Source organism: Streptomyces sp. NPDC059534 (assembly GCF_042743475.1).
Classification (GTDB): domain Bacteria; phylum Actinomycetota; class Actinomycetes; order Streptomycetales; family Streptomycetaceae; genus Streptomyces.
Window position 1 is genome coordinate 1 of the sequence record NZ_JBHWAQ010000065.1, and the last position, 23,497, is coordinate 23,497.

Annotated in this window: 19 protein-coding genes; 10 read left to right on the plus strand and 9 right to left on the minus strand. The window is 73.6% G+C overall.

The genetic code is table 11. From position 1 onward, the window contains the following. Positions 1-512: 512 nt before the first annotated feature. Together ACFVZH_RS37785 and ptsP are read left to right on the plus strand one after the other, a co-directional pair. Complete coding sequence (locus ACFVZH_RS37785) at positions 513-962, plus strand: PTS glucose transporter subunit IIA (protein ID WP_384904767.1); 450 nt, start codon at positions 513-515, stop codon at positions 960-962. 80 nt (positions 963-1,042) lie between these two features. Next, positions 1,043-2,713 carry a phosphoenolpyruvate--protein phosphotransferase gene (gene ptsP, locus ACFVZH_RS37790; protein ID WP_384904769.1) on the plus strand — a complete coding sequence of 557 codons (1,671 nt, stop codon included), beginning with the start codon at positions 1,043-1,045 and terminating at the stop codon, positions 2,711-2,713. A 75-nt stretch (positions 2,714-2,788) separates the two neighbouring features. On the opposite strand, the gene ACFVZH_RS37795 is transcribed toward ptsP, so the two are convergent. Beyond that, on the minus strand, positions 2,789-3,682 hold the full coding sequence (locus ACFVZH_RS37795) for a hypothetical protein (RefSeq protein ID WP_384904771.1): 894 nt from the start codon (positions 3,680-3,682) through the stop codon (positions 2,789-2,791). 23 nt (positions 3,683-3,705) lie between these two features. Beyond that, positions 3,706-4,992 (minus strand): MFS transporter, encoded by a 1,287-nt coding sequence (locus ACFVZH_RS37800; protein WP_384904773.1) that lies wholly within the window; start codon positions 4,990-4,992, stop codon positions 3,706-3,708. A 45-nt stretch (positions 4,993-5,037) separates the two neighbouring features. On the opposite strand from ACFVZH_RS37800, the gene ACFVZH_RS37805 reads away from it, so the two are divergent. Further along, positions 5,038-6,357 (plus strand): aminotransferase class I/II-fold pyridoxal phosphate-dependent enzyme, encoded by a 1,320-nt coding sequence (locus tag ACFVZH_RS37805; protein WP_384904775.1) that lies wholly within the window; start codon positions 5,038-5,040, stop codon positions 6,355-6,357. A 75-nt stretch (positions 6,358-6,432) separates the two neighbouring features. Here ACFVZH_RS37805 and ACFVZH_RS37810 read toward each other — a convergent pair whose 3' ends face one another. Beyond that, positions 6,433-8,103, minus strand: a complete 1,671-nt coding sequence (locus ACFVZH_RS37810; RefSeq protein ID WP_384904777.1) for a serine protease — start codon at positions 8,101-8,103, stop codon at positions 6,433-6,435. A 121-nt stretch (positions 8,104-8,224) separates the two neighbouring features. On the opposite strand from ACFVZH_RS37810, the gene ACFVZH_RS37815 reads away from it, so the two are divergent. Next, the gene (locus tag ACFVZH_RS37815) at positions 8,225-9,226 is read left to right on the plus strand and encodes a sigma-70 family RNA polymerase sigma factor (RefSeq protein WP_384904778.1); all 1,002 of its coding nucleotides are present in this window, start codon (positions 8,225-8,227) and stop codon (positions 9,224-9,226) included. Further along, the gene (locus ACFVZH_RS37820; RefSeq protein ID WP_384904780.1) at positions 9,223-10,317 is read left to right on the plus strand and encodes a CU044_5270 family protein; all 1,095 of its coding nucleotides are present in this window, start codon (positions 9,223-9,225) and stop codon (positions 10,315-10,317) included. Before ACFVZH_RS37815 ends, ACFVZH_RS37820 begins: the two co-directional genes overlap by 4 nt. Positions 10,318-10,444: 127 nt before the next feature. Here ACFVZH_RS37820 and ACFVZH_RS37825 read toward each other — a convergent pair whose 3' ends face one another. Then, on the minus strand, positions 10,445-12,415 hold the full coding sequence (locus tag ACFVZH_RS37825; protein ID WP_384904782.1) for an acetoacetate--CoA ligase: 1,971 nt from the start codon (positions 12,413-12,415) through the stop codon (positions 10,445-10,447). Between the two features lie 215 nt (positions 12,416-12,630). Between ACFVZH_RS37825 and ACFVZH_RS37830 the strand changes: the two genes are divergently transcribed. Next, a complete protein-coding gene (locus ACFVZH_RS37830) occupies positions 12,631-14,994 on the plus strand; it encodes a TIM-barrel domain-containing protein (RefSeq protein ID WP_384904783.1) in 2,364 nt (787 codons plus the stop codon). A 133-nt stretch (positions 14,995-15,127) separates the two neighbouring features. Here ACFVZH_RS37830 and ACFVZH_RS37835 read toward each other — a convergent pair whose 3' ends face one another. Continuing rightward, positions 15,128-15,646, minus strand: a complete 519-nt coding sequence (locus ACFVZH_RS37835) for an NUDIX domain-containing protein (RefSeq protein ID WP_384904798.1) — start codon at positions 15,644-15,646, stop codon at positions 15,128-15,130. A gap of 41 nt (positions 15,647-15,687) precedes the next feature. On the opposite strand from ACFVZH_RS37835, the gene ACFVZH_RS37840 reads away from it, so the two are divergent. From ACFVZH_RS37840 to ACFVZH_RS37850, 3 genes are all read left to right on the plus strand, one after another. Then, positions 15,688-16,509, plus strand: a complete 822-nt coding sequence (locus ACFVZH_RS37840) for a M15 family metallopeptidase (protein WP_384904785.1) — start codon at positions 15,688-15,690, stop codon at positions 16,507-16,509. 80 nt (positions 16,510-16,589) lie between these two features. Continuing rightward, the gene (locus tag ACFVZH_RS37845) at positions 16,590-17,081 is read left to right on the plus strand and encodes a Zn-ribbon domain-containing OB-fold protein (protein ID WP_384904787.1); all 492 of its coding nucleotides are present in this window, start codon (positions 16,590-16,592) and stop codon (positions 17,079-17,081) included. Positions 17,082-17,107: 26 nt separating this feature from the next. Next, positions 17,108-18,265 carry a lipid-transfer protein gene (locus tag ACFVZH_RS37850; RefSeq protein WP_384904800.1) on the plus strand — a complete coding sequence of 386 codons (1,158 nt, stop codon included), beginning with the start codon at positions 17,108-17,110 and terminating at the stop codon, positions 18,263-18,265. 91 nt (positions 18,266-18,356) lie between these two features. Here ACFVZH_RS37850 and ACFVZH_RS37855 read toward each other — a convergent pair whose 3' ends face one another. Genes ACFVZH_RS37855 through ACFVZH_RS37870 form a run of 4 tightly spaced genes read right to left on the minus strand, consistent with a single transcriptional unit; the run spans position 18,357 to position 22,650 of the window. Then, the gene (locus ACFVZH_RS37855; RefSeq protein ID WP_384904789.1) at positions 18,357-18,962 is read right to left on the minus strand and encodes an ATP/GTP-binding protein; all 606 of its coding nucleotides are present in this window, start codon (positions 18,960-18,962) and stop codon (positions 18,357-18,359) included. Further along, positions 18,943-19,368, minus strand: a complete 426-nt coding sequence (locus ACFVZH_RS37860; RefSeq protein WP_384904790.1) for a DUF742 domain-containing protein — start codon at positions 19,366-19,368, stop codon at positions 18,943-18,945. The genes ACFVZH_RS37855 and ACFVZH_RS37860 overlap by 20 nt, the downstream gene beginning before the upstream one ends. Positions 19,369-19,378: 10 nt before the next feature. Beyond that, a complete protein-coding gene (locus ACFVZH_RS37865; RefSeq protein WP_384904792.1) occupies positions 19,379-19,822 on the minus strand; it encodes a roadblock/LC7 domain-containing protein in 444 nt (147 codons plus the stop codon). Continuing rightward, a complete protein-coding gene (locus ACFVZH_RS37870) occupies positions 19,819-22,650 on the minus strand; it encodes a nitrate- and nitrite sensing domain-containing protein (RefSeq protein WP_384904794.1) in 2,832 nt (943 codons plus the stop codon). The genes ACFVZH_RS37865 and ACFVZH_RS37870 overlap by 4 nt, the downstream gene beginning before the upstream one ends. A gap of 437 nt (positions 22,651-23,087) precedes the next feature. On the opposite strand from ACFVZH_RS37870, the gene ACFVZH_RS37875 reads away from it, so the two are divergent. Then, positions 23,088-23,456: a hypothetical protein gene (locus tag ACFVZH_RS37875; protein ID WP_384904796.1), complete on the plus strand. Its 369-nt coding sequence runs from the start codon at positions 23,088-23,090 to the stop codon at positions 23,454-23,456. Positions 23,457-23,497 lie beyond the last annotated feature (41 nt).

Consider the following 23,497-nt stretch of genomic DNA (forward strand, 5'->3'; position numbering starts at 1 on the left):
TGGCGTTGATTTTTGGCACGCTGTTGAGTTCTCAAGGAACGGACGCTTCCTTTGTACTCACCCTCTCGGGCTTTCCTCCGGGCTTTCCCTTCGGTATTTCGTGTTTCCAGCCTAGCAGATCCGATTTCCCGTTTCTGCCACCCGCTGGAGCGGGTTGCCGGTCGGAATTCGCTTTCGCTTCTTCGTTCCCGGCGGGGTCAAACATTACCAGGCTTTCTCGGTCCCCCTGACCACCCCTCCGCGAGCATGCAGAGGTGTAGACCACTGGGGTTAGGATCTGGCTTGATAGGTGCTGCCGACCCGCGACTCAAAGCCGCGTTGGGGTCAGGCAGGAGTACGACAGTACATCCCACCGTCAGTAGAGGCAAACCGTCGCTGGTGGTCCCTAGCTCCGCCCAACTGGTACGTCTCGGGCGGAACCGGGACTTCTTATGACTTACGCTTCAGAACAGTACGCCGTCCAGGACAGGTAGTGACGGCGCCACACAATCTCCGCCCCTGGGAGGCTTCCCATGACAACCGTGACGTCGCCGCTTGTTGGACGCGCCATCGGTCTCGCCGCAGTTCCCGACCCGGTCTTCTCCGGTGCGATGGTCGGGCCCGGCACCGCCATCGATCCCGTACGTGAGCCCTCGGAGGCGGTGTCCCCTGTCGACGGGGTCATCGTCTCCTTGCACCCGCACGCCTTCGTCGTCGTGGACGGCGACGGACACGGTGTGCTGACGCACCTGGGCATCGACACCGTCCAGCTGAACGGACAGGGCTTCGAGCTGCTCGTGAACAAGGGTGACACCGTGACGCGCGGACAGGCCGTCGTGCGCTGGAACCCCGCCGAGGTCGAGGCCGCCGGCAAGTCCCCCATCTGTCCCATCGTGGCCCTGGAGGCCACTGCGGACTCGCTCTACGACGTCATCGAGTACGGCGACGTGAAGGCCGGCGACCAGCTCTTCGGCTGGAACTGAGCCGGTTCGTCCTCGTGACGACCGCGGGTTCGACATTCAACGCGGCGGCCGGGGCCGTCGCTCAATCGGAGACGGGTGAGATGGAGACAACGCTGCGAGGCGTCGGCGTGAGCCACGGAGTGGCTATCGGCGAGGTCCGGCACATGGGCACCGCGGTCCTGGAACCGCCGGCCAAGCAGATTCCGGCGGAGGAGGCGGAGCGCGAACAGGGGCGCGCCCGTCAGGCCGTGGAAGCTGTGGCCGCGGACCTCAACGCCCGGGGCAATCTCGCCGGTGGCGAGGCCCAGGCGGTGCTGGAGGCCCAGGCGATGATCGCCCAGGACCCGGAGCTCATCGCCGACGTCGACCGCCGGATCGCGGTCGGCAGCACGGCCGAGCGGGGAATCTACGACGCCTTCTCGCACTACCGCGAGCTGCTGGCGGGTGCCGGTGAGTACATGGCCGGGCGGGTCGCCGACCTGGACGACGTGCGGAACCGGATCGTCGCGCGGCTGCTCGGCGTGCCGATGCCGGGCGTGCCGGACAGCGACGAGCCGTACGTGCTGATCGCCCGCGACCTGGCGCCGGCCGACACGGCGCTGCTCGACCCGACGCTGGTGCTCGGGTTCGTGACCGAGGAGGGCGGGCCGACCAGCCACAGCGCGATCCTCGCGCGGGCGCTCGGCGTGCCGGCCATCGTGGCGCTGCCGGGTGCGGGTGAGCTGGCCGAGGGCACGCTCGTCGCGGTCGACGGTTCCACGGGCGAGATCTTCGTGGAGCCGAGCGAGGAGAAGAAGGCGGAGCTGACCGCGGCCGCCGCGGCGCGGAAGGCCGCGCTGGCCACGTCCAGTGGTCCGGGTGCGACCTCCGACGGGCACAAGGTGCCGTTGCTCGCCAACGTCGGCGGGCCGGCGGACGTGCCGGCGGCGGTGGAGGCCGGTGCCGAGGGCGTCGGTCTGTTCCGTACGGAGTTCCTCTTCCTGGACGACAGCAAGAAGGCGCCGTCCGAGGAGAAGCAGGTCGAGGCGTACCGCAAGGTGCTCGAGGCGTTCCCCGAGGGCCGTGTGGTCGTGCGGGTGCTCGACGCCGGTGCGGACAAGCCGCTGGACTTCCTGACGCCGGTGGACGAGCCGAACCCGGCGCTCGGCGTGCGGGGTCTGCGGTCGCTGCTGGACCACCCGGAGGTGCTGCGGACGCAGCTGACCGCGCTGGCGAAGGCGGTCGAGGGCCTGCCCGTGTACCTCGAGGTCATGGCGCCTATGGTGGCCGACCGCACGGACGCGAAGGCGTTCGCCGACGCGTGCCGTGAGGCGGGGCTGCGGGCGAAGTTCGGTGCGATGGTCGAGATTCCCTCGGCCGCGCTGCGGGCGCGCTCGATCCTGCAGGAGGTCGAGTTCCTGTCGCTGGGCACGAACGACCTGGCGCAGTACACCTTCGCGGCCGACCGTCAGGTCGGTGCGGTGTCCCGGCTCCAGGACCCGTGGCAGCCGGCGCTGCTCGACCTGGTGGCGCTGTCCGCCGAGGCGGCCAAGGCCGAGGGCAAGAGCTGTGGTGTCTGTGGCGAGGCCGCCTCGGATCCGCTGCTCGCCTGTGTGCTGACCGGTCTGGGGGTCACCTCCCTCTCCATGGGTGCGGCGTCCATCCCGTATGTGCGGGCGACGCTGGCCAAGTACACGCTGGCGCAGTGCGAGCGGGCCGCGGCCGCGGCGCGGGCCGCGGACACGGCGCACGACGCGCGCATCGCCGCGCAGGCGGTGCTGTCCGGGGAGTGATCCCGGGGGTACGGCGTTGATCGAAGGGGCTTTCCGTCACATGGGTGGCGGGAGGCCCCTTCGGCGTACGGGGGGTCAGTGGTGGAGGGGATGGTCGTCGTCGGGGTCGGGAGTGAGGGGGAATCCGGCGCGGTGGTCGACGCCCGGTTCCGGGGAGAGGGGTTCTCCGGTGCGGGCGTCGGTGCAGTAGGCGGCGAACACCTCGGCCTCGGTGAGCGGGGTGAGGGTGCCGTCCGTGAGGCGCCAGCCGTGGAGGCGGTCGCGGCTGCCGGGGGTGGTGGTGCGCAGGACGAGTCCCGCGGGGGCGGCGAGGGCGATGCCGGCGGCGAGGACCGCGGTGAACTCGGTGGCGGCGGTGTCCTCGGGGTGGGTGGTGCCGTGGGTGTGGAGGACGGCGAGGAGCTGGTCGCCGGCTGCGGGGACGCTGCAGACGAGGTGGTGGGTGCCGGGTCCGGCGGCTTCGAGGAGTCGTGCGAGGAGGCGCCGGGCGCGCTCGAAGGCGGCGTGGCCGATGTCCTCGCCGCAGGTGGCGCAGGGGCCGGAGGTGGCGAGGACGGTGGTGGCGAACTCCCAGGTGGCGTGGCGGACGGCGGTGTCGACGAGTTCGGGAAGGAGGGCGGTGAGGGGCTGCCCTGTATAGGTGACACGGGCGCCGGTGGCGGCGAGGTGGGCGGTGAAGCGGCCGCGGCTGGTGGGGTGGTCGGGGTCGAGGTCCGTTTCGGTGCACCAGGCCGCGTACTCCTCGGGGTCGAAGAGGGTGACGGTGGTGTGGCCGCCCTGGCCGGCGAGGGTTTTGAGGAGGGCCTCGACCTGCTGGAGGTAGACGGTGTGGTCGTCGAAGACGAAGGTGCGGTAGCGGCGCATCGCCGTGAAGTCGTGCTCGTCGGCGAGGAGGCCGACGGTGGTGGGTACCTCGCGGCGCAGGGCGCGGCGGAGGTGTGCCGAGGTGGTGGTGCCGGTCCGGGTCATGTCTCCCCCTGGTGACGCTTCGATCAGTGCTCACTCACCGTAACCTTCGCCACTGACAGTGACGGTTCGGTGAGGCGTCGGCGGACCAGACGGTTCTGTGCGGCGCAGGTGGCGACGAGTGCGGCGCCGAGGAAGGGCCAGGCGAGGGGGCCCGCGGAGACGAGCCCGGTCATGACGAGGGGGCCGGCGAAGCGCTGGGTGGACTGGGCGAGGCCGTGGACTCCGAGGTAGGCGCCCTGGGCGTCGTCGGGCGCGAGCGCGATGGAGATCTCCCAGGAGGCGATGGTGTGGATCATCTCCGCGAAGGTGAGGGCGACGGCCGCGGTGACCAGGGCCGTGATGGCGAGGGTCCGGTTGCCGAGCGGGGAGACCGCGAGGGCGAGCGTGCCGACGGCGAAGAGGCCAGCGAGCGGGGTGAAGAGGCGGCGGGCGGCTGCGGTGGTGCCGCCGAAGCGGGAGAGCGGGACCTGGAAGGCCACGACGAGGGCGCTGTTGATGACCATCAGGAGCGGGGCGAGGCCGACGGGGGCGTCGGTGGCGTGGACGATCCAGAGCGGGAGGGCGACCTGGAGGATCGAGTCGTGGAGGAAGAAGACGGTCTCCCCCGCGGTGAAGGCGAGGAAGCCCCGGTCGCGCCAGGGGTTGGAGGGCTTGGCCGCGGGGGGTGTGTCGGTGGAGGCGGCGGCGACGCGGGACGCGGTGGGCGCGGGGGGCTCGGCGCAGCGGAGGGTGAGGGCGGCCATCACGAGATAGGAGAGGGCGTCTCCGACGAGCAGGAGCTGGAAGGCGGTGGTGGAGCCGACGGCGAGGGCGGCCGCCGCGCCGAGGCCGCCGAGGGTCCAGCCGATGTTGGAGGTCGTGCGGTTGATGGCCTGGTAGCGGACGCGGTCGGGGCCGGCGACGCGGGCCGCGTACAGCTTGGTGAGGACGTTGGTGGCGCGGTCGGGGAGGGCGCCGGCGGCGGAGAAGAGGACGAGGAGCAGGTAGTCGTCGGTGGTGAGGAGGGCGAGGAGGGCCGCGGCGCGCAGGAGTTGGGTGCAGATGATGACGCGGACGAGGGGGAAGCGGTCGGCGAGCCGGCCGCCGAGGGGGGCGCCCGCGATGCCCGCCGCGCCGGAGAGGGCGATGAGGAGACCGACCTGGCCGAGGCCGAGGCCGGTCACGTAGGTGAAGTAGAGGGCCATGGCCGTGGACCAGAGTCCGGTGCCGCACTTGTCGATGAAGCCGATGAGGAGCATGCGGCGGCCGTCGCGGCCTCCGGGGATGCGGTCCTTGAAGGGTGGGCGGGGCGGGCGGGCGGTGCGGCTCATGGGTCCCCCTTGCGCGTTCTTTTGTATTGATACATAATCAGTTACGTGGCAGCACAATATGCGATCGAGGGCATGACAGCCAAGGGGATCGCCGCGTCCGTCGAGCGGGGCGTGGCCGAAGGAGGGCTCGCACCGGGCGACGCCCTGCCCCCCGTGCGGCGGCTCGCCGACACTCTGGGGGTGAGTCCGGGGACGGTGGCGACGGCCTACAAGGAGCTGCGGCAACGGGGGCTGATCGTCACCCGCGGCCGGGGCGGCACGGTGGTGGCGGAGGTGCCGTCGGTGGCGTCCCGGCGTCCGCCGCGCGTTCCGGCCGGGCTCGTGGACCTGGCCGGCGGCCATCCGGACCCGGCGTTCCTGCCCGTACTGCGGCCGCCGTCGGCCGTCACCCCGGTGTACGGGTCCCATCGCGCGGCCCCGCGGCTGCCGGTCCTGGAGGGTCTGGCCAGGGAGTGGTTCGAGCGGGACGGGGTGCCGGCGGAGCACGTGACGTTCGCGCACGGCGCGCTCGACTGCATCGCGCGGCTCCTGTCGACGGAGGTGCGGCCCGGTGACGCGGTGGCCGTGGAGGATCCCGGCTTCCACCACCTGCTCGACCTGGTGCCCGCCCTCGGGCTGCGGATGGTCCCGGTCGCGGTGGACGGCGAGGGGCTCGTACCGGACGCGCTGCGGACGGCGCTGCGGGCCGGGGTGCGCGCGGTGGTGTGCAGCCCGCGCGGCCAGTGTCCGATCGGGGCGTTCTTCACCCGGTCGCGGCGGGACGAACTCGTGGCGGTGCTGCGGGAGTTCCCCGAGGTGCTCGTCGTCGAGGACGACCACAACGCGGAGGTCGGCGGCGCCGCGGCGCACACGCTCGCGGCGGCGGGGCTCGACCGGTGGGCCCAGGTGCGGACCGTGTCGAAGCATCTCGGGATCGATCTGCGGTGGGCCGGGGTCGCGTGCGACGCGGTCACGATGGCGCGGCACGACGGGCGGATGCTGATGACCTCCGGCTGGGTCAGTCACGTGCTCCAGGAGACGGTCGCGGGACTCTTCACCGACCCGGCGGTGCGCGAGCTGGTGGCGGCGGGCGAGGCGGCGTACGCGGAGCGGCGTACGGCGCTGATCGGCGCGCTCGGCACGCGGGGGATCCGTGCCGTCGGGGCGAGCGGGCTCAACGTGTGGGTGCCCGTGCGCGACGAGTCGGCGGTGGTCAACGGGCTGCGGACGCAGGGCTGGTGGGTCGCGGCGGGCGCCCGGTTCAGGATCGCGGCACCGCCGGCGGTCCGGATCACGACGGCGACGCTGGCGCCGGCGGACGCGGCGCGGCTCGCGGCCGACTTCGGCGAGGTGCTCGGCGACGCGCAGGCGACGTACGGGGGCTGACACGGGGACGCTCCGGGGGAGGTCTGGGCCTCCCCCGGAGCGTCCGCCCGCGTCCGTGCGCGAGACGGGTCAGGGTCAGCGGGTCCGGTAGGCGTTGCGCAGGGTCTGGGTGAGCGTGTTGCCGTTCGTGTCGGTGAGTTCGGCGCGGAGGGACACGGTTCGGCCGGCGGCGGGAGTACGGAAGCCCACCTTGCCGTCGAGCACGGGGACGCGGGTCCAGGTCGTGCCGTTGTCGGTGGACAGGGACACGGTGAGGGACCGGACGCCGGTCTCGGCGGCGGCGCCCTGGACGGTGACCGGCACGCGTACCAGGGTGCCGGCGGGTGCGGTGCCGTCGAGGCCGAGGGCGGGGGTGAAGCGGACGATGCTGAGCGGGAGCGCGGTGGGGCCGGACGTGCCGCCGGAGACGAAGGTCCAGGAGGCGGTGACGCGTCCGCCGGCGGCCGGGCCGTCGCCGTGGGTCGCCGTGGCGGTGAGCCGGTACGCGGCGCGGCCGGGCGCGGTGGTGAACCGTGCGCGGCCGGGGTCGCCCTGCCGGCTGCCGATCAGGACGCCGTCGCGGTGGAGCGTGGTGCCGGCGCCGTGGAAGCGGGGCGCGCTCGGCGCGTGGCCGTCCCCGTCGGCGAGCAGCGGGACGTCGAGGGCGAGGGTGTCGCCGTCGCGGACACCCGCCGGGCGTGCGCCGGGTGTCGTGTCGAGGGCGGGGCCGAAGACGGCGTTGCCGAAGGTGTGGGTGGTGGTGGCGCCCGCGCGTACCGCGAAGCCGTAGGCGGAGTACCGGTTGGGCGGGGTCTCGGGGGCGGCCGGGCCGGTGTGGTCGACGTCCCACAGGCCCCGCTCCGGGGTCACGAGGACGGTCGCCGTGCCGGGCAGCCGGAGCGGCCGGGCGAGACCGACCGTCGGACCGGCGCTGGGCTGGATGGAGACGAAGCCGGTGGGGGCGGCGCCGTCGGAGGCGGGCGCCCCGTCGGGGGCGGCCGCGCGGATCTTGACGGTGGCCAGGTCGGTGGCGGCGGGGTGCCGGACGAGGCCGGTGAGGGCGCGGTTCGAGGTGAAGGTGTAGCCGAGGGCGTAGTCGGCGCCCGCGCCGGACCAGTACGTGTCGATCCACTCCTTGACCGAGCCGGCTTCGGCGGCGGGGCCGAGGTGGGCCACGCGCAGGCCGTCGCGCGCCATCATGACGTTCGCGGAGCGGGTCCTGCCCTCGTGGGTGGCCTCGACGAAGGCGAGGCTGTTCAGGTAGCGGGCGTCCGGCTCCGGCGGGCGGACGTCGACCGGGGAGGTCGTACGGGCGTCGACGGTGACGGTCGTGTCGCCGTTCAGGTCCAGGCGGGGCTGGACGATCCAGTCGGTTCCGGCGGCCGGATCCGGGCCGGACAGCGTGGAGTCGAGCAGGTAGCGGCCCTGGGGCAGGCGGAGGGTGACGGTGCCGGATTCGTCGTAGGGCGCGGTCTCCTGCTCGGCGCCGGGGCCCGAGATCCCGATGACGTGGGTGAGGTATCCGCCGGTGGCGGTGCCCGCGCGGTCGAGATGCCGGATCGTCAGCGTGTACGTCTCGGGGGCGCCTTCCGCGGCGCCGGCCGGGGGCAGTACGGAGAGGGTCGTGCCGGCGAGCACTCCGGCGATGGCCAGGGTCCGCAGGACCGCGCGACGGCTCGCGCCGGAGGCCGTACGGCCCGCGGTGCTCGGGGTCGTGCCGGGGGCCGTGTCGGCGGTCGGGCGGTGGGACGTCGGGAAATCGTTCATGCCCAGCACTGCTCGCGACGGCCGGAGCGTTCCCGTGACCTGGGCCACATCCGTCGGGGGTGTGCTCCAGGTCACGGGAACCCGGACGAACCGGCGACCAGTGCCAGATGTGGAATCACCTATGAGAGATCGTTTCCGAGCCGGGGACCCCTCGGCGCTCGGCGAGGCGTACGACGAGCACGCACGCGTGCTGTACCACTACGCCTACCGGGTGTGCGGTGACCGGACGGCCGCCGAGGACGTCGTCTCCGCCGCGTTCCTCGAAGCCTGGCGCTGTCGCGGGAGAGTGCACGCCGACGGCGGAAGCCTCCGTCCGTGGCTGCTCGGCATCGCGACCAACATCATGCGCGGGGCTGCTCGGGAGGCGCGGCGGAGGGACGCGGCGCTGGCCAGGCTCCCCGAGCGGGGCGTCCTGCCGGACTTCGCCGACGACGTCCTGACCCGGATGCAGGACGGGGAGCAGATACGGGCCGCCCGCGCCGCCCTCGGCAAACTCCGGCGGCGCGAGCGCGAGGTCTTCACCCTCGTGGTCTGGGCCGGTCTGGACTATGCCGCGGCCGGTGAGGCGCTCGGTGTCCCCGTCGGGACCGTACGGTCCCGGCTGTCCCGGGCCCGTGAGCGGCTCCGCAAGCTCGCCGACGCGGAACTGCGCGCGGCGCGGCGGCAGGAGCGGTCGGCGACCGCCGCGGCACGCTCGGGCGGGCGGTGGGGCGCCGACGGGCGCGGAGCCGGCCCGGCCCGCGGAGAGGGATCCGGCCGGGCCGCGGGAGCGGGATCCGGGCAGGTCGTCGTGACCGGGCCCGGGGAGGCCGTCGTGACCGGGCCCGGGGAGGCCGGCAAAGGCGGGTCCCGGTCGCCTGTCGTGACCGGACCCGGGCAGGTCGGTGGACCGCTGGACCGGGCCGAGCCGTCCGGCGTGTCCGGGCCCGGGCCGATCGTCGGACCGCCGGGCCGGGCCGAGCCGTCCGGCGGGTCGCCTGCGCGGCCCGAAGCCGCGGTCCGTGCCGTACCCGGAACAGCGTTTCCCGCCGCCGGGCCGGAATCCGCACTCCCGTCCTTCGTCGGCTCAGGCGCCGGCGCTTTCCGCTCGACCGTCCGAGAGAACACGGAGAACCAGGCATGAACGCCTTCGCCTCTGGCCGGCCGCAGGCCGACACCGATGACCTGCTGCGTGCCGAACTCGCCGAGCTGTTGCCGCCGCCGCCGGTACCCGACCTGACGGTGGAGCGGAACGGGCACATGAGGTACGCCCTGCTGCGGACCGCGTTGGACGCCGGGGACGGCGCGGAGGCCCGCGCGGGCGGCGGGGCTCGTGCGCCGCGCCGGGGGTTCCGCGCCGGGTGGATCGCCGCGCCGGCGGTCGCCTGCGCGGTCGTCGCGGGTGTCGTCGTCCTGGCGCCCGGGGAGAGGCCGGCCGGATCTCCCGGGCGGGTGACGGTGGGGCAGTCGGCGTCGCCCGACGCCGTACGGGTGCTGTCCGGCGCGGCGCTCGCCGCGGCTGCCGCTCCCGTCCCGGACGCCCGGCCCGGGGGGTACGTGTACGTCAAGAGCCTCGTCGCGTTCGCGGGGCGCAGTGCGGCGGGTGGCACCGCCACACTGCCGGCCGCGCACCGGCGTGAGGTGTGGCTCTCCGTCGACGGCAGCCGGCCGGGTCTTCTGCGTGAGGCCGGAGCCGCCGACACACCGCTCGGCGGCGCCGAGCCGCCCGTGTACGAGCTGGACCATCGCGGGGCCGAGCCGCGCGAAAGCACCGCCGCGGCGGCGCCTCCCTCCGTGACGAACCCGACCCACGCGTACGTGGCGACGCTGCCCACGGATCCGGAGGTGCTGCTGCGCCTGGTCCAGGACGGCACGCGCGCGGGTGGGGGCGACGCCGATCAGCGGGCGTTCACCGCGATCGGGACCCTGCTCGCCGAGACCTGGGCGCCGCCCAAGGTCACCGCGGCGCTGTACGAGGCGGCGGCGCGGATCCCCGGGGTGACCGTCCTGCCGTCCGCGACGGACGCGGCCGGGCGCGAGGGCGTCGCCGTGGCCCGTACCGCCCACGGCGAGCAGACCCAGTGGATCTTCGACCGGACGACGTCGGCGTTCCTCGGGGAGCGGACCGTGCTCACCGAGACGACGTCGGCCGGGGCCGCCGGAACGGTCCTCGGGGTGTCGGCGGTGCTCGCCAAGGCGGCCGCCCCGGCGCCCGGAGAGCTCCCTGCGGACTGACCTCCGACGGCCGAGGGCCCGCTGATCCTGTCGGATCGGCGGGCCCTCGGTCGTGGTGGGAGCCAGGTCGTGTCCGGAAAGCAGTCCCGTCTGCCCGGAGGCCGGACGGGACTTCCCGGACACGGCCTCAGCCCCGGCGGTCGGCCGCGAGGGACTCGTAGAAGTGGAGGAGGTCGAGGTCGTCGACCGAGCCGGCGTTGACGGCCTTGGCCAGGGGGGTGCCCTGGAGAAGGCGCTTGACCGGGACCTCGATGCGCTTGCCCGTGAGGGTGTGCGGGACGCCGGGTACCTCGATGATCTCGTCGGGGACGTGGCGGGGGGAGAGTTCGCTGCGGATCGTGCGCTTGATGCGGTCGATCAGCTCGTCGTCGAGGGTGGCGCCGTCGACGAGGTGGACGAAGAGCGGCATCCAGTAGCCGCCGTCCGGCTCCTCCAGGCCGATGACGAGGGACTCGCGGATCTCCGGGAATCGTTCCACGGCCTCGTAGATATCGGCGCTCCCCATCCGGACGCCCTGGCGGTTGAGGGTGGAGTCGGAGCGGCCGTGGATGACGACGGAGCCGTGGTCCGTGATCGTGATCCAGTCGCCGTGACGCCAGACGCCCGGGAACATCTCGAAGTAGCTGTCGCGGTAGCGGCTGCCGTCGGGGTCGTTCCAGAAGTGGATCGGCATGGACGGCATGGGGTTGGTGACGACGAGTTCGCCGACCTCGCCGATGACGGGCTTGCCGGCGGGGTCCCAGGACTGCAGGTCGGTGCCGAGGCCCGCGGCCTGGAGTTCGCCGATGTGGACCGGGAGGGTGGGGACGGCGCCCGCGAAGCAGGAGCAGACGTCCGTGCCCCCGCTGACGGAGGCGATCCAGAGGTTCTCGCGGACCTCGTCGTGGAGCCAGCGGAAACCGTCGGGGGGCAGCGGCGAGCCGGTGGTGGCGACGCACTTCACGGCCGAGAGGTCGAAGTCGCGGCCCGGGTGGACGTCCGCCTTGGCGCAGGCCATGACGTACGCGGCGGAGGTGCCGTACAGGGTGGCGCGGGTGCGTTCGGCGACGCGCCACTGGGCGGCGGTGTCGGGGTAGCCGGGGCTGCCGTCGTAGAGGACGACGGTCGTCCCGGTGAGGAGGCCGGAGACGAGGAAGTTCCACATCATCCAGCCGGTGGAGGTGTACCAGAAGAACACGTCCTCGGGGCCGAGGTCGCAGTGCAGGCCCAGCTGCTTGACGTGCTCGACGAGGATGCCGCCCTGGGACTGGACGATCGCCTTCGGCAGACCGGTCGTGCCGGAGGAGTACAGGACCCACAGCGGGTGCGAGAACGGGACCTGCTCGTAGACCGGCTCGCTGTCGCCGGCGACGAGGTCGTCCCAGGCGAGGGTTCCCTCGGGGGCCGGGGTGCCGAGGAGCGGGATGTGGACGACGGCGCGGAGGGTGGGGAGCTCGGCCCGCAGTTCCGCGACGGTGTCGCGGCGGTCGTGCTCCTTGCCGCCGTAGCGGTAGCCGTCGACGGTGAACAGGACGACCGGCTCGACCTGCTGGAAGCGGTCGAGGACGCTGCGAGCGCCGAAGTCCGGGGCGCAGGAGGTCCACACGGCGCCGACGGCGGCGGTGGCGAGCAGGGCCACGACGGACTGCGGGACGTTCGGCAGGTAGCCGCTGACACGGTCGCCGGGCTGTACGCCGAGGGTGCGCAGTTCGGCGGCGAGGGAGCCGACCTGGCGGCGGAGCTCGGCCCAGGTGGTCGGCGTGGGCTCCTGCGTCTCGTCCACGTGGAGCAGTGCCGTGTCGTGGGGTCGCTCGTCGGCGGTGCGCAGGGCGTGCTCGGCGTAGTTGAGGGTGGCTCCGGGGAACCAGTCGGCGCCGGGCATCGAGCGGTCGCCGATGACCCGCTCGTACGGGGTGGTGAAGCGGATGTCGAACCACTCGACGATCGCCTGCCAGAAGGCTTCGAGCTCCTCGACCGACCAGCGGTGGAGCGCCGGGTATCCGCCGTCCGCCGGGGCGCCGTGGTGTTCGGCGGCCCAGGACTGGAAGCGGGTGACGGCGGCGGAGGCGATGCGTTCGTCGTCCGGCTGCCAGAGCGGTTCGGTCTGCGCTGATGTCATTGGGGAGGCTCCCTGGCTGTACGCGGGGTCGGCGTGTGTCCCGCGCACGTGCTGGGATGTGCGCGTAACGCGGCTGACAGGACGATGCCATGTGATCGTCTTTCGCACCAGGGCTGCCCGCCCATGGTCGGGCAGTTGAATATGTGCCCCCACCATGGGTGAACGGAAGTTGAACGAAGCCGGTATCGCCCCAGGTGGGTGGCAGGGTGATCGTCATGGACGGTCGTGGACTGGTGCGTTCGATCAAGGTGTTCGGTTCGGTGCGGGGGTTGCGGACGGTACGGACGGCGTGGCGGGGCCGGCGCACGGACGCGTGGGGGCTGCCGCCGCGCGGAGCGGAGCGGGCCAGGGTGCCGGGGCTGGCCCTGGAGGCGGAGGCGGAGCCCGGTGGAGGGACCGTCCGGTTCGCCCGGTCCTCGCTGCGGATCTCCGTGTCGGCGGGCGGCACCGTGTTCTGGGGATGGGACGGAGCCGGGCCGCTGCCCTCGTACGCCCTCGCCGCCGAGGCGCCCGAGCCGGACCCGCGCGCGTCGCTGGAAACGGACACGGCCGGCGGGTGGCGGATCGTGTCGGAGCGGGTGACGGTCGCGGTGTCCCGGCACGGGGCGGTGGAGATCCGTACGCCCGGCGGGGTGGTGCTGCGGCGGGATCTGCCGCCGCGCTGGTGGGAGCCGGTGGCGGGCGGGGACGGGGCGGGGGCGCGCTGGGTGCAGCGCAGTGAGGTGCCGGCGGACGCGCGGTTCTTCGGGCTCGGGGGTCGGGCGGCGGGGCCGCGGCTGCGGGACGGCTCGTACCGGCTGTGGAACACGGATGCCAAGGGAGGCTTCGTACCGGGGGACGATCCGCTCTACCTGACCATGCCCGTGCAGTTCGTCGTCTCGGACGCCGGTACGCACCTGGCGTTCCACGACAACTCCTGGGACGGCCGGGTCACCCTGGCCGAGGGCGAGGAGGGGGCCGGGTCGGGGCACGACCGGCCGGGGACCAGCGAGGTGCGGATGGACGGCGGTCCGCTGCGCTGCTGGGTGGTGGTCGGCACCCCCGCGCGCGTGCTGCACGGGTGGGCGGCGCTGACGGGAGCGCCCGCGCTGCCGCCGTCCTGGGCGCTCGGCCCGCAGCACGCGCGCTGGGGCTTCGGCAGCGCGCGCGAGGTGCGGCGGATCGTGGCCGGGTACCGGGAGCGGGGGCTGCCGCTGTCCGCCGTGCACCTGGACATCGACCACTACGACGGGCACCGGGTGTTCACGGTGGACCTGGAGCGGTTCCCCGATCTGCCGGGGCTCGCGGCGGAGCTGCGGGAGCAGGGCGTGCGGCTGGTGTCGATCGTGGACCCGGCCGTGAAGGCCGAGCCGGGGAACGCGGTCTACGACGAGGGGCGGGCGGCCGGGGCGTTCGTGCGGGACGGGCGGGGGCGGGAGGTCCACGGGGAGGTGTGGCCGGGCACGTGCGCCTATCCGGACTTCACCGATCCGGCGGTACGGGAGTGGTGGGGCGGGCTGTACGAGGAGCGGCTCCGGCAGGGGTTCGCGGGCGTGTGGCACGACATGAACGAGCCGGTGGCCTTCGCCCCCTTCGGCGACACGACGCTGCCGCGTTCGGCGCGGCACGCGCTGGACGGGCGGGGCGGTGACCACCGGGAGGCGCACAACGTGTACGGGCTGACGATGGCGCGCGCCGGGTACGAGGGGCTGCGCCGGCTGCGGCCCGAGGAGCGGCCGTTCCTCTTCTCCCGTTCGGGCTGGGCGGGCATGCAGCGGTACGGGGGCACCTGGTCGGGTGACGTGTCGACGGGGTGGCCGGGGCTGCGGGCCTCGCTCTCGCTGGTGCTGGGGCTCGGGCTGTGCGGCGTGCCGTACTCGGGTCCCGACGTGGGCGGGTTCGACGGGAGCCCGTCGCCCGAGCTGTTCCTGCGGTGGTACCAGCTGGGGGCGTGGCTGCCGCTGTTCCGTACGCACGCGGCGATCGACGCGGGGCGGCGCGAGCCGTGGGAGTTCGGCCCCGAGGTCCTGGAGCACGCGCGCGGGGTGCTGGCCGAACGGGAGCGGCTGCGGCCGTACTTCGAGACCTTGGCCCGGCTCGCCCGGATGACGGGGGCGCCGTACGTCCGGCCGGTGTGGTGGGGGACGCCGGAGGACCGGGTGCTGCGTGACTGCGAGGACGCGTTCCTGCTCGGCGACGCGCTGCTCGTGGCCCCGGTCCTGACGCGGGGCGCCGACCGGCGGGCGGTACGGCTGCCGCGCGGACGCTGGTACGACACGGCGACGGGGCAGGCGTACGAGGGGCCCGGGCAGGTGCTGCTCGACGCGCCGCTCTCCCGGGTGCCGGTCCTCGCCCGGGCGGGGTCGGTGCTCGCGGTGCGCGGCGAGGACGGCGGGCTCGCCCTGGAGGTGTGGGCACCCGCCGCGGGGCGGACCGGCGGCGGGCTGGTCGTACGGGACACGGGGGACGGCTGGGAGCCGGCCGAGATCGAGCGCTACCAGTCGCGGCTCGTCGACGGCCGGGTGGTGGTGGAGCGGGTGACGGACGACGGGGTGACGGAGGCGGGTCTTCCGGTACAGGTCCGAGGTGCCGGCGGCTGAGGCTCACGGATCGCGCTCACGGGTCGGGGGGCGACGTCGGGAGCGGTGAGGGGTGAGCGGTGGGAACGGTGGGGGCGGGAACGGTGGGGGCGCGAGGGCGTCCGGTGCCGGTGGCCGCCCGCGCGCCCGCGCCTCAGCCGTACTGCCCCGCGAACCACTTCCGTACCGCCTCGGTATGGAGGGGGAAGGCGAGTTCCCCGGGTGCGTGGAGCACGTGGTGGCCGCTGGTCTCGTCCGTGGGGGTGGAGGGCGGGAGGGTGGCGGCGGGGCGGGCGGGCAGGAGGCCGAAGAGGAGGAGGTGGCCGGCCGGGGAGCTGAGCGCGTCCGCGAGTCGGACGTCGTCGGCGGCGGCCGGGATGCCGGTCTCCTCGCGGAGTTCGCGGGCGACGGCGGCGCGCCAGTCCTCGGCGTGGTCGATGAAGCCGCCGGGCAGGGCGATCCCGCCTCGCTCGGGTTCGATGGTGCGGGTGATGACGACGAGGCCGGTGCCCGCCCCGTCGGTGACCGGGAGAAGGGCGACGGCGACGGGCAGCGGGTTGCGGTAGGCGGTGTGGCCGCAGGCCGAGCAAGTGCGGGGCCAGCCGGCGCCGGCCGGGTGGGCCGCGCCGCAGGAAGAGCAGTAAGAGTCCTTCACGGGCCGACCGTATGCGATCGCCCTTTCCCGGCGCTGCCGGAACTGGTAGACGGGGGCGCATGACAGGACTTGCTTCCGTTTTCCGTACCCTCGCCGTCGTGACCGCGGCCGGTCTGCTCGCCGTCTCGGGCTCGGTCGCGGCGCCCGCTCCCCCGGCGTCGGCGGCGCCGGAGCCGAAGGCCCCGGCGGAGTTCGTGGCCCTGAGCGCGGTGGACCGGACCATCCTCCAGGAGATGCGCTACACCACGGAGCACAACTTCGTGGGCGAGCCGGTCGACGGCTACCGGCAGCCGCTGTGCATCCTGACCCGGCCCGCGGCCGAGGCGCTGCACCGTGCGCAGGTACGGCTGCTGGCCCGGGGCTACACGCTCAAGGTCTACGACTGCTACCGGCCGCAGCGGGCCGTCGACCATTTCGTGCGCTGGGCGAAGGACCTGGCGGACGAGCGGATGAAGGGCGAGTTCTATCCCCTGGTCGACAAGTCGAGGCTGTTCGCCGACGGTTACATCGCGGAGAAGTCCGGGCACAGCCGGGGCTCGACGGTGGACCTGACGATCGTGCGGCTGCCGGCCGTGCCCACGCGCGCGTACGTGCCGGGCGAGCGGCTGGCGGAGTGCTACGGCCCCCGGGAGGAGCGGTTCCCGGACAACTCCGTGGACATGGGGACCGGGTACGACTGCTTCGACACGCGCTCGCACACCGACGACCCGCGGATCCAGGGCGCGCAGCGGGCCAACCGGCAGCTCCTCAAGGGGGTGCTGGCCGGGCAGGGGTTCGTGAACCTGCCCGAGGAGTGGTGGCACTTCACGTTCAAGCCGGAGCCCTTCCCGTCGACCTTCTTCGACTTCCCGGTCGCGCGGCGGTCCGTGGCCGGGCACTGAGGCTTCCCCGCCGGGTCCCCCCGTGCCACACTTCTGACGCTTCGTCAGATCAGTGGTGGCCGGTGGTACGGGAGGGCTCGATGGCACGGACACGCAGACCGGTGGTGGCCGGCTGGTTCACCGACGACACCGTGCCGGAGGCGGAGTTCCGCCTGCTCGGCACCCGCTGCACGGCCTGCGCGTCGGTCTTCTTCCCGCGCGAGGACGGCTGGTGCCGCAACCCCGGCTGCCCCGGCGGCGGTGAACTCGCCGAGGTCCCGCTCTCCCCGCGCGGCCGGGTCTGGTCGTACACCGACGGCCGGTACCGCCCGCCGGCCCCCTACGTCTCCGACCCGGACGCGCCCTGGGAGCCGTACACCCTGGTCGCCGTCGAGCTGGCGGCCGAGGCGATGGTGGTGCTCGGGCAGGCGGCGCCCGGCGTCTCGACGGACGATCTGGCCGTCGGCACCGAGGTCGAGGTGGTGCCCGGCGTCCTGAACGAGGACGACCTGCACGTCTGGACCACCTGGAACTGGCGGCCCGTGGAGTGCGGGGAGCGGGAGCACCGGGGCGAAGCGGAGGAGCGGTCGTGAACGACATCGCCGTACTCGGTGCCGGGATGCACCCGTGGGGCAAGTGGGGGCGGAGCTTCGTCTCCTATGGGACGGCCGCGGCCCGCACCGCGCTCGCCGACGCCGGTCTGGACTGGAACGACGTGGGATCCGTCGTCGGCGCGGACACGATGCGGTGCGGCTACCCCGGCTACGTGGCCGGGGCGACCTTCGCCCAGGCCCTCGGATGGCAGGGCGCGCGGGTCGCCAGCGTGTACGCCGCGTGCGCCTCGGGCGCCCAGGCCATCGGTACCGCGCGGGCCCAGATCCTGGCGGGGCTGGCGGACGTGGTCCTGGTCGTCGGCGCGGACTCGACGCCGAAGGGGTTCTTCGCGCCGGCGGGCGGTGAACGCCCCGACGACCCGGACTGGTTGCGGTTCCGGGTCCTCGGGGCGACCAATCCCGCGTACTTCGCGCTGTACGCGCGCCGCCGGATGGCCCTGTACGGCGACACGGCCGAGGACTTCGCCCAGGTGAAGGTGAAGAACGCGGCGGCGGGTGCGCTCAACCCGCTCGCCCGGTACCGGAAGCCGGTGACCGCCGAGGAGGTCGCGGCCTCCGCCGTCGTCGCCGATCCGCTGCGGCTCCTCGACATCTGCGCCACCTCGGACGGCGGCGCCGCGCTCGTGCTGTCCAGCATGGAGTTCGCACGGCGCCACGGGCACCCCGACCCGGTCCGGGTGCGGGCGGTGTCCACCGTCTCCCCCACGTACCCCAAGGCGGTGCTCGACCTCCCCGACATCGCGACGGACTCGGCGGTCGCCGTCTCCCCCTCCGCGCACACCTTCCGCGCGTCGATCGCCCGCGCCGCGTACGAGGAGGCGGGGATCGGCCCCGAGGACCTGTCCCTGGCGGAGGTGTACGACCTGTCCACCGCCCTGGAACTGGAGTGGTACGAGGACATCGGGCTCTGCGCGGCGGGCGAGGGCGCCAAGCTGCTCCGGGAGGGTGCGACGGCCCTGGGCGGACGGCTGCCCGTCAACACCAGCGGGGGCCTCGCCTCGTTCGGGGAGGCCGTGCCGGCCCAGGCGATCGCCCAGGTCTGCGAACTGACCTGGCAGCTGCGGGGCACGGCGGGCGACCGGCAGGTGCCCGGGGCACGGGTCGGCATCACCGCCAACCAGGGCTTGTTCGGGCACGGGTCGGCGGTGGTGGCGGTCCGCTGAGGGCCCGGGGCGCGGGAGTCCCCGGGGGGCCGGCGGGCCGTGATGTGGGAGGCTCCGGGGCCCTGGTCGGTCAGGGCCCCGGAGCCTCCGGTCAGGTCGTCGCGGCGGCGTGGCTGCGGTCGGCCAGCACGAGGGCGTGCTCGACGACCGCCACGAGGACGTTCTTCACGGACTCGCGGTCCCGCGCGTCGCACATCAGGAGCTCGACCTCGGGATCGAGGTCGAGCGCGCCGCGCACGCTCTCGGCGGGGAACCGCTGCGCGCCCTCGAAGCAGTTGACGGCCACCGTGAACGGGATGCCGCGCCGCTCGAAGTAGTCGATGGCCGCGAAGCTGTCCTCCAGGCGCCGGGTGTCCGCGAGGACCACCGCGCCCAGGGCGCCCTGCGCCAGCTCGTCCCACAGGAACCAGAAGCGGTCCTGGCCGGGCGTGCCGAAGAGGTACAGGACGAGGTCCTCGCGGAGGGTGATCCGGCCGAAGTCCATGGCGACCGTGGTGGTCGTCTTGGCCTCGACGCCGTGCAGGTCGTCCACCGGACGCCCCGCCTCGCTGAGGATCTCCTCGGTCCGCAGGGGCCGGATCTCGCTGACCGCGCCGACGAGCGTCGTCTTGCCGACCCCGAACCCGCCCGCGACGAGGATCTTCAGGGTTACCGGCTCGACGAAGGACTTCTTGCGGCTAGAGCGCCCGAAGGCCATTGATCACCTCGCGAAGAATGCTCACATCCGGCAGCTCGGCCGGCGGAACGGGGCGGGTCACATGGACGAGTTCGTCCTCGACGAGATCGCCGACCAGGACCCGGACCACCCCGACGGGGAGGTCGAGACCGGCGGCGAGCTCGGCGATCGACTGGGGCTGCTCGGAGCAGCGTTCGACGATCTCCACGTGTTCCGGGGAGAGCGTCTGGTCCCGGCCGGGGTCGTCCGCGGCGGGTTCGGGAACGACCACCGCGATCAGGTCGAGCCGGTGGCGGGTGGCGGCGCTCGTCCGGCCGCGCGTCATCGCGTACGGACGGACCACGGGCCCGGCCTCGTCGTCGAACCAGTGGTGGGGGGCGGGGGTCCGGCCCTGCGGCGGCTGGTTCCCTTCGGGTGCGTCACTCATGCCGTCCCACTCACCCTCCCGCGGGCAGACCGGTCCGGGGGGCCGTCGTGAGGTGGGCCCCGACCCGCTTCACCATCAGCGTCATCTCGTAGGCGACCTGGCCGACGTCGGAGTCGGCGTCGGCGAGCACGGCCAGGCAGCTGCCGTCACCGGCGGCCGTGACGAAGAGGAAGGCGTCCTCCAGCTCGACGACCGTCTGGCGGACCTTGCCCGCCTCGAAGTGGCGGCCGACGCCCTTGGCGAGGCTGTGGAAGCCGGAGGCCACGGCGGCCAGGTGCTCGCCGTCCTCCCGCGTCAGGTCCTGGGAGGCGCCGGTGGGGAGACCGTCACTGGAGAGCACCAGGGCCTTCCGGATCGACCCGACGCGCTGGACCAGCTCGTCGAGGAGCCAGTTCAGCTCGCCGTTTCCGTGTCCGGAGGTGGTGCTGGGTGCTGCGGCGTTCGGTGCGGTCATCGACCGTCCCCCTCGGGTGTCGTTCCTGGTGCTGTCGGGTCGTCCTGGTCGGCGCCGTGCCGCCGGCCGCGCTGCCAGCCCCGCTGCATGGCGGCCATGCGCGCGCGTACCTCCTCGGCGTCGCGCTCGAAGGACTCGGGCTTCTCGTCCCCGGCGGCCGTACGCGCTCCCGCACCGCGGTCCGCCCGGCGCTCGCCCTCGCGCAGCTGGGGCGCGAGGTTCGCCTGGCGTACGCGGCGGGGCAGGCCGCCGAACGGGTCGGGATTCTCCGGCGGCACGGAACCTTCCGGAGGGACGGGGACGAGGATCGGGCCGGTGCCCCGCGGGGGGCCGGCCGGGTCGTCGTACCCGGCTCCGTGCGCGTGGCCCCCCGGGGCGGGGGTGCTGTCGGTGGCCCGGCCCGGAGCGGGGTGCGCCCGGCCGGGGAGCGGGTGGGCGCGGTCCGGGAGCGGACGGGCGCGGTCCTGGTCCTCGCCGTGGCGCGTGCGGTCCGGTTCGTCGACGCGGCGGCCGTGGTCCACGACGAGCGTGGGGGTGCGGCGGCGCGGCAGCGGGACGGGGGCTCCCCCGTCGGCGGGCGTGTCCTGCTCGCCGCGGCGGGTCGTCTGGTCCGGGGTCTGCTGGTGCTGCTCGTTCGCGGGCGCGAGTCCGCCGCGGCGCCGGTCCCGGGGCCGGAAGAGCCCGCCGCGCTCGCTCTCGGTGTCCAGCAGGTCGGCGGACCGGTCGAGGAGCACGTCGAAGTCGTCGCTGCCGAGCGGGGCCTCCAGCTCGACGGGGCCGTCCAGCGGGCCGGGTGCCTCGGCCACGTCGGGGACCCGGGCGAGGGCCGGCCGGCGGGTGGGCAGCGTGCCGCCGTCGGCGGACCCGTCCTCGGGCCGGTCGGTGCGTTCGAGTGACTTGCGGTCCAGGCGGAATCCGGCGCCCTGGGTCTCGGGGGCGTCCGTGAGCAGCGCGGCCGGGATGAAGACGACGGCGGTGGTGCCCCCGTACGGCGAGGTCTGGAGCGAGACGCGGACGTTCTGCCGCTGGGCGAGCCGGCTGACCACGAAGAGGCCGAGGCGGTCGGTGTCGGAGAGCTCGAACTCGGGGGTCTCGGCGAGGCGCAGGTTGGCGTCGAGGAGGGCGTCGGGGTTCATGCCGAGGCCGCGGTCGTGGATCTCCAGGGTGAAGCCGTTCGCGACCCGCTCGCCGAGCACCTGCACGGCGGTGTGCGGGGGCGAGAACACCGTGGCGTTCTCCAGGAGTTCGGCGATGAGGTGGGTGAGGTCCGCGACGGCCGGGCCGCCGACGCCGAGGCGGGGCAGCCGGCGCACCTCGATCCGCTCGTAGTCCTCGACCTCGGCGACGGCGGCGCGGACCACGTCCATGAGCTGGACGGGCTTGCGCCACTGGCGGGAGGGGGCGGCGCCGGACAGGATGACGAGGCCCTCGGCGTGCCGGCGCATGCGGGTGGTGAGGTGGTCGAGCCGGAAGAGGTCGGCGAGCTCGTCGGTGTCCTCGGTGCGCCGCTCCATCGTGTCGAGGAGGGTGAGCTGACGGTGCAGCAGGACCTGGTTGCGGCGGGCGAGGTTGACGAACACCTCGGAGACGCCGCGGCGCATGTCGGCCTGCTTGACGGCGGCCTCGACCGCGGCGCGCTGGAGGGTGTTGAGGGCCTGGCCGACCTGGCCGACCTCGTCCTCGCCGTACCGCAGGTGGGGCACCTCGGTGCCGACGTCGACCTGCTCGCCGGCGGCGAGCCGCCGCATCACGCTGGGCAGGCGCACGCCGGAGACCTCCTGGGCCTCCTTCTGCAGGCGCCGCAGGTCGCGGACGAGTTCGCGGCCGATGCGGATGGAGATGACGATCGAGGCGAGCAGCGCGAGGAAGCCGAGGACGCCGGCGACGCCGACCTTGAGGAGGACGCTGTAGGCGGCGGGCTGGACGCGGTCCTGGTAGCGGTCCCCCGCGGCGGTGTTCTCGCGGGCGAGGTCGTCGAGGACCGGGCCGGCCTGGTCCTGCCAGTGGGCGGCGGTGACGGCCCGCGGGCTGTCGGTGGGGCCCTCTTCGATGATGGCGTTCTCGGCGGTGCGCAGCGGCAGGGTGTCGGGGCTGCGCCAGTACTTCTCGAAGTGGTCGCGCTCGGCGGCGGGCAGGAGTTCGAGGTTGACCTCGTAGAACTGCTCGCGGTTGGCGACGAGATCGGATATCGCGCGGATCTCCTGCGCGGTGACGCGGTCGGCGACGAGCGCGGACAGCACGAGGGCGTCCTCGCGGGAGAGCAGTTCGCGGGCCCGGGTCACGCCGACGAGGGCGCGGCCCTGCTTGTCCATCTCGACGTTCTCGAGGGCGTGCAGGGTGATGAGGAAGCTGTAGCAGGGGTCGACGAGCCGGTTGTAGAACTCGAGGGTCTGCATGCGGCCGATGCCGCGCTTCTCGACGGAGCGGCGCAGCGAGGCGAGGCCGTCGAGCGCTTCGAGGAGGGAGTTGAGGCGCTGGGCCGTGACGGGCCGCATCTCCTCCCGCACACCGGGGTCGGCGGCGTTGGCCCGGATGCGGGCGATCTGCCGGTCGGTGGCCTCGCGGGTCTCGCGCAGAGCCGGGAGGGCCTGGGAGCCGCGGGGGTCGGCGAGGTAGATGAGCGCCTGCCGGCGTTCGAGCTGGATGACCCGTGCGGTGTCCTCCAGTGGATAGCCGACCTTGTCGACGATGTAGCCGACGTCGAGGAGCTGGTCGGCCTCGCGGCCGGTGAGGACCGTGGCGAAACCCCACAGTCCGGTCAGGGAGATGAGCGGTACGAGGAGCAACGCCACGATCTTCCGGCGGATGGACTTCCCGCGAAAGCGCATGGCCTCCCCCTGCTCGGCCCCCGCGCGCCACGGAGGTCCTTCACGTTCGTGACGTCCGGCGTCAACACGCGGCGTCAACCTTCGGTTTCAAACAAACGGCGGCGTGAGCCTACTACTGCATCACGGCCATCTCGAAGGCACGTCCGCGCGATTTTCAGCCTGTCGAGTGAGCGTTGATCATGACTTGTCCTGGTATTCGGGGAGTTGGGATCGGCCAGTGTGGCGTAGGACACCTGATGGCGTGCCATTTCTCCCGCCTGCACCAGATGGCTGGAAGTCTTCGTTCCGGTCGCGATCCGGTCGCGTTCACCCGGGGGCGGGCGAAACCTTTCCCTCTGTCGTGCGTCAATAAGTACGGGGAGGGTTCTGTCCGCGTAAAGGCGCTCACAACGGGCAGCCGACCCTGAGGTCTTTCAGCGGTGGGGAGTGACGGAACAATGGAACACGAGGCGCGGTCGGCGCGTCAGTTGTGGGTGGAGGACGTGAAGGGCCGGCAGCGAATGCCCGATCCGGTCCGGAACGCCGCCGTACGGGCGGTGATGATCACCTCGGTGACGCTCGTCCAGGCGGTGGTGGCGTTCCTGTGTACGTTCGCCGGCTCGTGGCTGGCGTTCCCGATGACCATCAGCGCCGTGGCCTCCACGGTGGTGGCCACCTGGAGTGTCCTCGACGTGTGGATCACCCGTCAGGTGTGGCGCCAGCGCAACGGCGTGGTGTCGGAGCCCAGCAGCACGGCACGTTCGCTGCGCCGTGACCGGCACGACGAAGGCCGGTCGGAGACGGCACGGCTGTCCGAGGCGGCCTGAGCCTTCGGCAGGACGACGGAGCGGCCCGGCCCCCTCAGGGG

Bases quoted from the DNA above. Each gene is read 5' to 3' on its own strand.
- ACFVZH_RS37785 (WP_384904767.1), top strand. From the start codon at position 513: ATGACAACCGTGACGTCGCCGCTTGTTGGACGCGCCATCGGTCTCGCC.
- ptsP (WP_384904769.1), top strand. From the start codon at position 1,043: ATGGAGACAACGCTGCGAGGCGTCGGCGTGAGCCACGGAGTGGCTATC.
- ACFVZH_RS37795 (WP_384904771.1), bottom strand. From the start codon at position 3,682: ATGACCCGGACCGGCACCACCACCTCGGCACACCTCCGCCGCGCCCTG.
- ACFVZH_RS37800 (WP_384904773.1), bottom strand. From the start codon at position 4,992: ATGAGCCGCACCGCCCGCCCGCCCCGCCCACCCTTCAAGGACCGCATC.
- ACFVZH_RS37810 (WP_384904777.1), bottom strand. From the start codon at position 8,103: ATGAACGATTTCCCGACGTCCCACCGCCCGACCGCCGACACGGCCCCC.
- ACFVZH_RS37815 (WP_384904778.1), top strand. From the start codon at position 8,225: ATGAGAGATCGTTTCCGAGCCGGGGACCCCTCGGCGCTCGGCGAGGCG.
- ACFVZH_RS37820 (WP_384904780.1), top strand. From the start codon at position 9,223: ATGAACGCCTTCGCCTCTGGCCGGCCGCAGGCCGACACCGATGACCTG.
- ACFVZH_RS37825 (WP_384904782.1), bottom strand. From the start codon at position 12,415: ATGACATCAGCGCAGACCGAACCGCTCTGGCAGCCGGACGACGAACGC.
- ACFVZH_RS37830 (WP_384904783.1), top strand. From the start codon at position 12,631: ATGGACGGTCGTGGACTGGTGCGTTCGATCAAGGTGTTCGGTTCGGTG.
- ACFVZH_RS37840 (WP_384904785.1), top strand. From the start codon at position 15,688: ATGACAGGACTTGCTTCCGTTTTCCGTACCCTCGCCGTCGTGACCGCG.
- ACFVZH_RS37845 (WP_384904787.1), top strand. From the start codon at position 16,590: ATGGCACGGACACGCAGACCGGTGGTGGCCGGCTGGTTCACCGACGAC.
- ACFVZH_RS37850 (WP_384904800.1), top strand. From the start codon at position 17,108: ATGCACCCGTGGGGCAAGTGGGGGCGGAGCTTCGTCTCCTATGGGACG.
- ACFVZH_RS37855 (WP_384904789.1), bottom strand. From the start codon at position 18,962: ATGGCCTTCGGGCGCTCTAGCCGCAAGAAGTCCTTCGTCGAGCCGGTA.
- ACFVZH_RS37860 (WP_384904790.1), bottom strand. From the start codon at position 19,368: ATGAGTGACGCACCCGAAGGGAACCAGCCGCCGCAGGGCCGGACCCCC.
- ACFVZH_RS37865 (WP_384904792.1), bottom strand. From the start codon at position 19,822: ATGACCGCACCGAACGCCGCAGCACCCAGCACCACCTCCGGACACGGA.
- ACFVZH_RS37870 (WP_384904794.1), bottom strand. From the start codon at position 22,650: ATGCGCTTTCGCGGGAAGTCCATCCGCCGGAAGATCGTGGCGTTGCTC.
- ACFVZH_RS37875 (WP_384904796.1), top strand. From the start codon at position 23,088: ATGGAACACGAGGCGCGGTCGGCGCGTCAGTTGTGGGTGGAGGACGTG.